The following is a 7,934-nucleotide window of genomic DNA, read 5'->3' as shown; positions in this document are numbered from 1 at the left end:
ATTCCGAACCCGGAAGCTAAGCCTTACAGCGCCGATGGTACTGCAGGGGGGACCCTGTGGGAGAGTAGGACACCGCCGAACAATTTTTGGGAAAGGGCTCACACCTTACGGTGTGGGCCCTTTCTGCGTTCCTGGAGCTTTTCTTGGTAGGCCCTTTCTGGTGACAGAAGGGGCCTTTTTTGTTTCCTTCGTCAGAGGCGGCCGGCTGTTTTGAGGGCCAGGTAGGCGTCGGCCAGGGCGGGGGCGAGGTCGTCAGGGGCGGCGTCCACGACCGTGACGCCGTGGCGGCGCAGTTGTTCCGCCGTACGGTGGCGATCGGCCTGGGCCTGGGCCGCCGACGCGGCCTCGTAGACCGCGTCCGTATGGCCGCGGGCCTGGGCCATGCTCGCGATGTGCGGGTCGGCCACGGAGGCCAGAAGGACCGTGTGGCGCCGGGTGAGTTGAGGCAGGACCGGGAGCAGGCCCTCCTCGATCGGGGCCGCGTCGAGTGCTGTGAGCAGGACGATCAAGGAGTGGCGGGGGGCCGTACGCAGGGCTGTGGAGGTGAGGCCTCGGGCGTCGGTCTCGAGGAGCTCGGGTTCCAGCGTGGCCATCGCGTCGACCAGGGAGGGGAGGACGTCTCTGGCTGTGCGGCCCTGGACGAGGGCGCGGACCCGGCGGTCGTAGGCGAGGAGGTCGACGCGGTCGCCGGCGCGGGAGGCCAGGGCGGCCAGGAGGAGTGCCGCGTCCATGGAGGCGTCGAGGCGCGGGGCGTCGCCGACGCGGCCGGCTGAGGTGCGGCCGGTGTCCAGGACGAGCAGGATGTGGCGGTCGCGTTCGGGGCGCCAGGTGCGGACGGCGACCGTGGAGTGCCGGGCGGTGGCGCGCCAGTCGATGGAGCGGGTGTCGTCGCCGGGGACGTATTCGCGCAGGCTGTCGAACTCGGTGCCTTCGCCGCGGGTGATCAGGCTGGTGCGGCCGTCGAGTTCGCGCAGGCGGGCCAGCTTGGACGGCAGGTGTTTGCGGCTCGTGAACGGTGGGAGGACCCGTACGGTCCAGGGGACCTTGTGGGTGGCCTGGCGGGCGGAGAGGCCGAGGGGGCCGTAGGAGCGGATCGTCACGCGGTCGGCCTGTCGGTCGCCTCGGCGGGTGGGGCGGAGGCGGGTGGTGAGGCGCCGGCGTTCGCCTGCGGGGATCTGCACGCGGTGGCGGGAGGCCTCGACCTCGGTGCCGGGTTGCCAGCTGCTCGGCGGCCAGGCGTCACGCAGGTGGGCGCGGAGGGGGCGGCCCGACGGGTTGGTGACCGTCAGGGTGACGTCGGCCGTGTCGCCGAGGCGTACCGAGGTGTCGCCCGAGCGGGTGAGGCGCAGGCGTCGTACGGGGGCGGCGAGGGCGAAGTCGCAGGCGCAGGCGGCGGCCAGGGGGGCGTTGACGGCGAGGATGCCCGTCCAGCTGGGGTCCCAGATGCCGACGGGGAGGGAGCCCAGGGCCGCGAGGAGTGCGGCGCGTCCGGTGAAGGCCATCAGCGCGGGACGGGGACGTGGGCGAGGATCGCGTTGATGACGGAGTCGGCGGTGACGCCCTCCATCTCGGCCTCGGGGCGGAGCTGGACGCGGTGGCGCAGCGTCGGCAGGGCGAGGGCTTTGACGTCGTCGGGGATGACGTAGTCGCGGCCGGTGAGCCAGGCCCAGGCGCGGGCGGTGGCCAGCAGGGCCGTGGCGCCGCGCGGGGAGACGCCGAGGGACAGGGAGGGCGATTCGCGGGTGGCGCGGCAGATGTCGACGACGTAGGCCGTGATCTCGGGGGAGATCGCGGTCTTGGCGACGGCGGCGCGTGCGGCTTCGAGGTCGGCGGGGCCCGCCACGGGGCGTACGCCGGCGGCGCGCAGGTCGCGCGGGTTGAAGCCCTCGGCGTGGCGGGTGAGGACGTCGATCTCGTCCTGGCGGGAGGGCAGCGGGATCGTCAGCTTGAGGAGGAAACGGTCCAGCTGCGCTTCGGGGAGGGGGTAGGTGCCCTCGTACTCGACCGGGTTCTGCGTCGCGGCGACGAGGAAGGGCTCCGGGAGGGGGCGGGGGGTGCCGTCGACGGTGACCTGGCGTTCCTCCATGGCCTCCAGGAGGGAGGACTGGGTCTTCGGCGGGGTCCGGTTGATCTCGTCGGCGAGGAGGAGGTTGGTGAAGACCGGGCCGGGCTGGAAGGAGAACTCGGCGGTGCGGGTGTCGTAGACGAGGGAGCCGGTGACGTCGCTCGGCATGAGGTCGGGGGTGAACTGGACGCGCTTGGTGTCGAGTTCGAGGGCGGAGGCGAGGGCGCGGACGAGCAGTGTCTTGGCGACGCCGGGGACGCCTTCGAGGAGGACGTGTCCGCGGCACAGGAGGGCGACGACGAGGCCGGTGACTGCGGGGTCCTGGCCGACCACGGCTTTGGCGATCTCGGCGCGCAGGGCCTCCAGGGAGGCGCGGGCGGCGCCCTGGTCCCCGGTGTTCCCGGCGTTGTCAGTGGTCGGGTCCATCATGGACGGCGTACCTCTCTTTCGAGGGCGTCGAGTTGGTCGGCGAGGGAGACGAGTGCCGCGTCGTCGCCGGGCGGCGGGCCGAAGAGGAGAGTGTGCAGGGTCTGTCCGTCTCCGTGCCGGTGGAGGTGGGCGGAGAGGGCGGGGAGCAGGGCCTCGGGCGTGTGCGCCTGGGTGAGGGGGACACCTACGAGGGGGGCGAGGCGGATGCGTGTGGTGGAGCGAAGAGCGGTGGCCGCGCGGTCGCGGGCGTTGGCCTTGCGGTAGAGGCGGGCGCGGCCTTCGACGGTCTCGGAGGCGCGGATCGCCACGGGGAGATTTTCGGGCACCAGGGGGCCGAGCCGGCGTGCCCGCCACAGGGCGGCGACGGCTGCGGCGATGAAGAGCTGCAGCGTGCCCCAGAGCCAGCCCGAGGGGAGCAGATCGAAGAAGCCGCGCTGGTCGTGCTCGTCGGCGGCCGCGGTGTCGGAGAGCGTGGGGAGGTACCAGACCAGATGGGGGCGGGAGCCGAGGAGCTGGAGGGCGAGCGAGGCGTTGCCCTGCTCGTCGAGGCGGTCGTTGAAGAGGATGTCGGGCGCGCCGATGACGACGGTGTCGCCGGTGCCGTCGCCGCCGGTCTCCGGGATGCGCAGGAGGGTGGCGAGGCGGTCGCTGGGGTAGCACTCGTCGGCGTCGAGGTGGGTGGTCGTGTAGCGCATGCCGCCCGTCTCGGCGGTGCCGGCGCGGCGGGCGGCGGGCAGGGCGCAGTCGGGGGAGAGCGTCGAGTCGAGGCTGTTGGCGGGGTCGGCGGTGACGCCGGGGGCGAGACGTTCGACGGACGGGCTGCCGGGGGCGACGAGGACCGTGCGGCCAGCGGCGCCGGTGGTCGCGGCGCGCAGGGCCCGCTGTTGTCCGGGGGTGAGCAGGTCGGGGGCGGCGACCAGGAGGGTGGTGTCGGCGTCGGCCGCGGCGCGTGCGTCGTCGAGGGTGGTGACGACGGTCGTGTCCACTCCGCGGTCGGCGAGGAGTTCGGCGACGGCTCTGCTGCCCTGGCGGTCGGCGGAGCGGGGGTCGAGGGTGCCGTGCCGGGCGTCGGAGCGGATCGTGGCGATCGCGACGGCCGCCGCGAGCAGGACGACGAGGGCGAGGGCGATGCCTCGCGTGCGGGTCCACACCTGGCGGGCGCTGGGCGAGGCCGCGGTGGACGGGGGCGTGGCCTCGGTCGTCATCCGGCGGCTCCCCGGTCCTGGGGGGCGTGGGCGGCGAGCTGCGGCTTGGTGTTCTCCAGGTCGCGGTCCAGGGCCGCGAGGTGCTGGTACGTCTGCTGGGAGGCGGTCCGCCCGCCGTATGTCACGTCGTCGAAGGCGTGGGCGGCGGCCCGGAGCCGGTCGGTGTGGGCGGGCAGGGAGCGGCCGGCGTCCGCGGCGGCCTCGTCCGCGGTGCGGCCGGGGCGTACGTCGAGGAGCGCGCGTTCCTCCAGGGCGCGGACGATGGCGCGCATGCGTTCCTGGACGGCTCGGTTCCAGTGGCCCTGGGCGGCGTGGGCCTCGGCGGCGGAGCGGTGCTCGGCGGCGCTGCGGGGGCGGTCGTCGAACAGGGCGGCGGACGAGGTGGGTTCGCGGCGCGGGGTGCCCAGGCGCCACCACAGGACGCCGATCACGGCGAGGACGACCAGGATGACGACGACCAGGCCGAGTGTGCCGCCGGGCGTGGCGGTCGAGGCGCTGTCGAACAGGTCCTCGACCCAGTCCCAGAAGGCGTCCAGCGCGCGCTGGAACCAGCCGGGGTCGTCCTCGTGGTACCGGCTCTTGGACAGCTCGCGCCTGGCCGCCTCCCGCGCGGGATCGCGCGGGATCGTCAGCGGCGGCGCGTCGTCCGAGGCCGCCACCGACGCCCGTACGGCGGTGTCACCGGCGCCCAGGAGCGCGCGGGCAGCCGTGTGCGGCAGCCCCGGTACCGCTGAAAGAACTCCCCCCGGCAAGCTCACGTATTCAGCTCCCCGGAGTGCCGGTGCCGGAGCCCTGGACGCCGGCCGCGCGGGCCAGTTCGAGGTCGAGGGCCTCGCGGCGGATGCGCTGGTCGATGTAGAGCAGCACGGTCACGCCCGCAGTGATCGGGAGCGTGATCATGGAGCCGATCACCGAGCCCACACCGCTGACGATGAGGAACGTCCAGCCGAACTCGGTGGTGCCGTTGAGGATGTTGGAGGCGCCCTCGCCGCTGACCGCGCCGGCCAGGAACGTGAAGGGGATGATGACGATCGCCGCGACGACGTTCGCGATGATCATGGCCAGCAGCTGGATGCCGAACACCCGCCACCAGGAGCCCTTGACCAGCTTCGCGGAGCGGCTCAGCGCCTTCCGGATGCCCTGCTTCTCCAGCATCAGCGCGGGGGAGGCGAGGGAGAAGCGGAACCACAGCCACACCGCGACGACGGTGGAGGCGAGCGCGCCGAGGACGGCGAGGGCCACGCCTCCGTCACCGGCTCCCGAGGCGGCCAGGACGATGCCCGGGACGGCGCCCGCGACGGCCACGCCCATGGTGATGAGGAGCAGCAGGAACAGCAGGCCGAAGAGGCGCGGCACCTGCGGGCGGGCGTCGCGCCACGCCTCGCCGGTGCTGACCGGCTTGCCGAGCACCGCGCGGCTGGTGACGGTCGTGAGCAGGGCGGTGGCGATGACCGTGCCGATCGCCGAGATCAGGAGGATGACGCCGGAGTTGAGCAGCGAGTCGCCCATGGCGCGGGTGATCTCGTCGAGGGTGGCGCTGGGGTCGTTGAGGGCGTCGGTGTCGACGCGGTCGTCCAGGAGGAAGCCCTGGACGAGGATGACGAGGATCTCCGTGACGACGGCGACGGTGAGGGAGATGCCGAGGACCGTGCGCCAGTGGGTGCGCATGGTGGAGACGGCGCCGTCGAGGATCTCGCCGACGCCCAGGGGGCGCAGCGGGATCACGCCGGGCTTGGCGGCCGGCGGGGGTCCTCCCCAGCCACCGCCCCAGCCGCCGTAGCCGCCGGGGGGTCCGTAGCCCTGGGGGGCGCCGCCCCAGCCGCCGGGCGCGCCGGGGCCGGCCGGGGGCGGGGTGCCCCAGCCCGGGCCGGGCGGTGGTGGCGGGGCCTGGCCGGGGGTCTGGGTGCCCGTGGGGGCGGACCACTGGCCGGCCGGCGGCTGCTCCTTGGACCAGTTCGGGCCGGGGGCCGGCTGGTCCGCCGGTGGCTGCTGCGCGGATTCGGGGCTGTCTGCGGGCTCGGCAGGACCGGACGCACCGGGCTCCTGCCCGTCGGACGGGGCGGATCCGGGCGAGGCCCAGCCCGGAGTGTCTTTCATCGTCGCTCCTTCACGGTGCCCGTCCGCGGTCGCGGCGGCAGTTCGGCAGCCATCGTGCCATGGGGGCACCGCGGAGGTACCCGCCGAGGTATGGCCGGCTTCCCTTCAATTGTCCGACGGACACGGGGCAGACTGACGGCATGGCTGATCAGTACGCGCATTCCGGCAAGGACGGCAAGCCCACCGAGATACCGGCGATCCGGTGGGACGAGCCACCGGAGGGCCCGGTCCTGGTCCTTCTGGACCAGACGAAACTGCCCGCGGAGGAGGTCGAGCTGGTGTGCACGGACGCCTCCGCGCTGGTCGAGGCGATCCGTTCGCTGGCCGTGCGCGGGGCGCCGCTGCTCGGGATCGCCGGGGCGTACGGGGTCGCGCTCGCCGCCGCGCGGGGCTTCGACGTGGACGCCGCGGCCGACGAGCTGGCGGGCGCCCGCCCGACGGCGGTGAACCTGGCGCTGGGGGTGCGCAGGGCGCGGGACGCCTACCTGGCCGAGCTGGCCGGGAGCGGCGACGTCGGGCGGGCCGCGTCGGCGGCGCTCGGGGCGGCGCGGGCGCTGCACGCGGAGGACGCCGAGGCGAGCGGCAGGATGGCCGAGCGGGGACTGGCCCTGCTGGACGAGCTGCTGCCCGGCGGCGGCCACCGCATCCTCACGCACTGCAACACGGGGGCGCTGGTCTCCGGCGGTGAGGGCACGGCGTTCGCGGTGGCGCTCGCCGCGCACCGGGCGGGGCGGCTGCGGCGCCTGTGGGTGGACGAGACGCGTCCGCTGCTGCAGGGGGCCCGGCTGACGGCGTACGAGGCGGCGCGGACCGGGATGGCGTACACGCTGCTCACGGACAACGCGGCGGGTTCGCTGTTCGCGGCCGGTGAGGTGGACGCGGTGCTGATCGGGGCGGACCGGATCGCGGCCGACGGTTCGGTGGCGAACAAGGTCGGGAGCTATCCGCTCGCGGTGCTGGCGCGCTACCACCATGTGCCGTTCATCGTGGTCGCGCCGCTGACGACGGTGGACCCGGCGACGCCGGACGGGGCGTCCATCGAGGTGGAGCAGCGTGCGGGGTCCGAGGTGACGGAGTTCGCCGTGCCCCAGGCGTCGGCGGTCGGAGGGGGAGCGGGCAGCGGGATCCCCGTCGCGCCGCTGGGGACGCAGGCGTACAACCCGGCGTTCGACGTCACGCCACCCGAGCTGGTCACGGCGATCGTGACGGAGGAGGGTGTCGTGTCGCCTGTGACGGCTGAGGCGCTCGCCGCCCTGTGCGCGAAGGCGGGATCTTCTGCTCGGACGGCGTGATCCGGTCACCTCGACAGGGTGAGCAAAGGGGTCGAACCCCCAGAAAGGTCACGCGCTGTGTGGTTACCGAGGGCAGACAGTGCGGATGACCTACGACTAAGGTCGCTGGTCGGTGACCTATCTCACCACTGCCTTCGCCACCGTTATGAGAATGGGATGATGTCGTTTATGAAGGGACGAGTCCTTGTCGTCGACGACGACACCGCACTGGCCGAGATGCTCGGCATTGTGCTGCGTGGTGAAGGTTTTGAGCCGTCTTTCGTAGCCGACGGCGACAAGGCGCTGGCCGCTTTTCGCGAGACCAAGCCGGATCTGGTGCTGCTCGATCTGATGCTGCCCGGTAGGGACGGCATCGAGGTGTGCCGTCTGATCCGCGCCGAGTCGGGCGTGCCGATCGTGATGCTGACGGCGAAGAGCGACACCGTCGACGTCGTCGTCGGACTGGAGTCCGGCGCCGACGACTACATCGTGAAGCCGTTCAAGCCGAAGGAGCTCGTCGCCCGTATCCGGGCGCGGCTGCGGAGGTCGGAGGAGCCGGCGCCGGAGCAACTTGCCATCGGCGACCTGGTCATCGACGTGGCGGGGCACTCCGTGAAGCGGGACGGGCAGTCCATCGCGCTGACGCCGCTGGAGTTCGACCTGCTGGTGGCGCTGGCCCGTAAGCCGTGGCAGGTGTTCACGCGCGAGGTGCTGCTCGAGCAGGTCTGGGGCTACCGGCACGCGGCCGACACCCGGCTGGTCAACGTCCATGTCCAGCGACTGCGCTCCAAGGTCGAGAAGGACCCCGAGCGCCCCGAGATCGTGGTGACCGTCCGCGGCGTCGGATACAAGGCAGGGCCGAGCTGA

At 73.2% G+C, this 7,934-nt stretch carries 7 protein-coding genes and 1 rRNA gene; 3 read left to right on the top strand and 5 right to left on the bottom strand.

The window, feature by feature from the left end; genetic code table 11:
- Window positions 1–81, top strand: a 5S ribosomal RNA gene (rrf, locus tag KBY32_RS32890); the annotation flags it as partial.
- Between the two features lie 110 nt (window positions 82–191).
- Here rrf and KBY32_RS32885 read toward each other — a convergent pair.
- Genes KBY32_RS32885 through KBY32_RS32865 form a run of 5 tightly spaced genes read right to left on the bottom strand, consistent with a single transcriptional unit; the run spans window position 192 to window position 5,796 of the window.
- Entirely contained in the window at window positions 192–1,502 is a 1,311-nt protein-coding gene (locus KBY32_RS32885) for a DUF58 domain-containing protein (protein WP_210982649.1), read from the bottom strand.
- Entirely contained in the window at window positions 1,502–2,491 is a 990-nt protein-coding gene (locus KBY32_RS32880) for a MoxR family ATPase (protein ID WP_107096884.1), read from the bottom strand. Before KBY32_RS32880 ends, KBY32_RS32885 begins: the two co-directional genes overlap by 1 nt.
- A complete protein-coding gene (locus tag KBY32_RS32875) occupies window positions 2,491–3,699 on the bottom strand; it encodes a DUF4350 domain-containing protein (protein ID WP_210982648.1) in 1,209 nt (402 codons plus the stop codon). Before KBY32_RS32875 ends, KBY32_RS32880 begins: the two co-directional genes overlap by 1 nt.
- A complete protein-coding gene (locus tag KBY32_RS32870) occupies window positions 3,696–4,457 on the bottom strand; it encodes a DUF4129 domain-containing protein (protein ID WP_210982647.1) in 762 nt (253 codons plus the stop codon). Before KBY32_RS32870 ends, KBY32_RS32875 begins: the two co-directional genes overlap by 4 nt.
- A 4-nt stretch (window positions 4,458–4,461) precedes the next feature.
- Window positions 4,462–5,796, bottom strand: a complete 1,335-nt coding sequence (locus KBY32_RS32865; protein ID WP_210982646.1) for a glycerophosphoryl diester phosphodiesterase membrane domain-containing protein — start codon at window positions 5,794–5,796, stop codon at window positions 4,462–4,464.
- 140 nt (window positions 5,797–5,936) lie between these two features.
- Here KBY32_RS32865 and mtnA point away from each other — a divergent pair, with 140 nt between their 5' ends.
- Together mtnA and mtrA are read left to right on the top strand one after the other, a co-directional pair.
- Entirely contained in the window at window positions 5,937–7,088 is a 1,152-nt protein-coding gene (gene mtnA, locus KBY32_RS32860; RefSeq protein ID WP_210982645.1) for an S-methyl-5-thioribose-1-phosphate isomerase, read from the top strand.
- 156 nt (window positions 7,089–7,244) lie between these two features.
- Window positions 7,245–7,934 carry a two-component system response regulator MtrA gene (gene mtrA, locus KBY32_RS32855; protein ID WP_015659998.1) on the top strand — a complete coding sequence of 230 codons (690 nt, stop codon included), beginning with the start codon at window positions 7,245–7,247 and terminating at the stop codon, window positions 7,932–7,934.

The organism is Streptomyces sp. RK62, assembly GCF_018070255.1.
Taxonomy (GTDB): Bacteria; Actinomycetota; Actinomycetes; order Streptomycetales; family Streptomycetaceae; genus Streptomyces; species Streptomyces nigra.
The sequence above is the reverse complement of the archived record's forward strand: the minus strand, read 5'-3'. Positions and strand labels throughout refer to the sequence as shown.

What these genes read in the sequence shown, in the direction of transcription:
- mtrA (WP_015659998.1), top strand. Translation starts at nt 7,245, where the DNA reads ATGATGTCGTTTATGAAGGGACGAGTCCTTGTCGTCGACGACGACACC.
- KBY32_RS32880 (WP_107096884.1), bottom strand. Translation starts at nt 2,491, where the DNA reads ATGGACCCGACCACTGACAACGCCGGGAACACCGGGGACCAGGGCGCC.
- mtnA (WP_210982645.1), top strand. Translation starts at nt 5,937, where the DNA reads ATGGCTGATCAGTACGCGCATTCCGGCAAGGACGGCAAGCCCACCGAG.
- KBY32_RS32875 (WP_210982648.1), bottom strand. Translation starts at nt 3,699, where the DNA reads ATGACGACCGAGGCCACGCCCCCGTCCACCGCGGCCTCGCCCAGCGCC.
- KBY32_RS32865 (WP_210982646.1), bottom strand. Translation starts at nt 5,796, where the DNA reads ATGAAAGACACTCCGGGCTGGGCCTCGCCCGGATCCGCCCCGTCCGAC.
- KBY32_RS32885 (WP_210982649.1), bottom strand. Translation starts at nt 1,502, where the DNA reads ATGGCCTTCACCGGACGCGCCGCACTCCTCGCGGCCCTGGGCTCCCTC.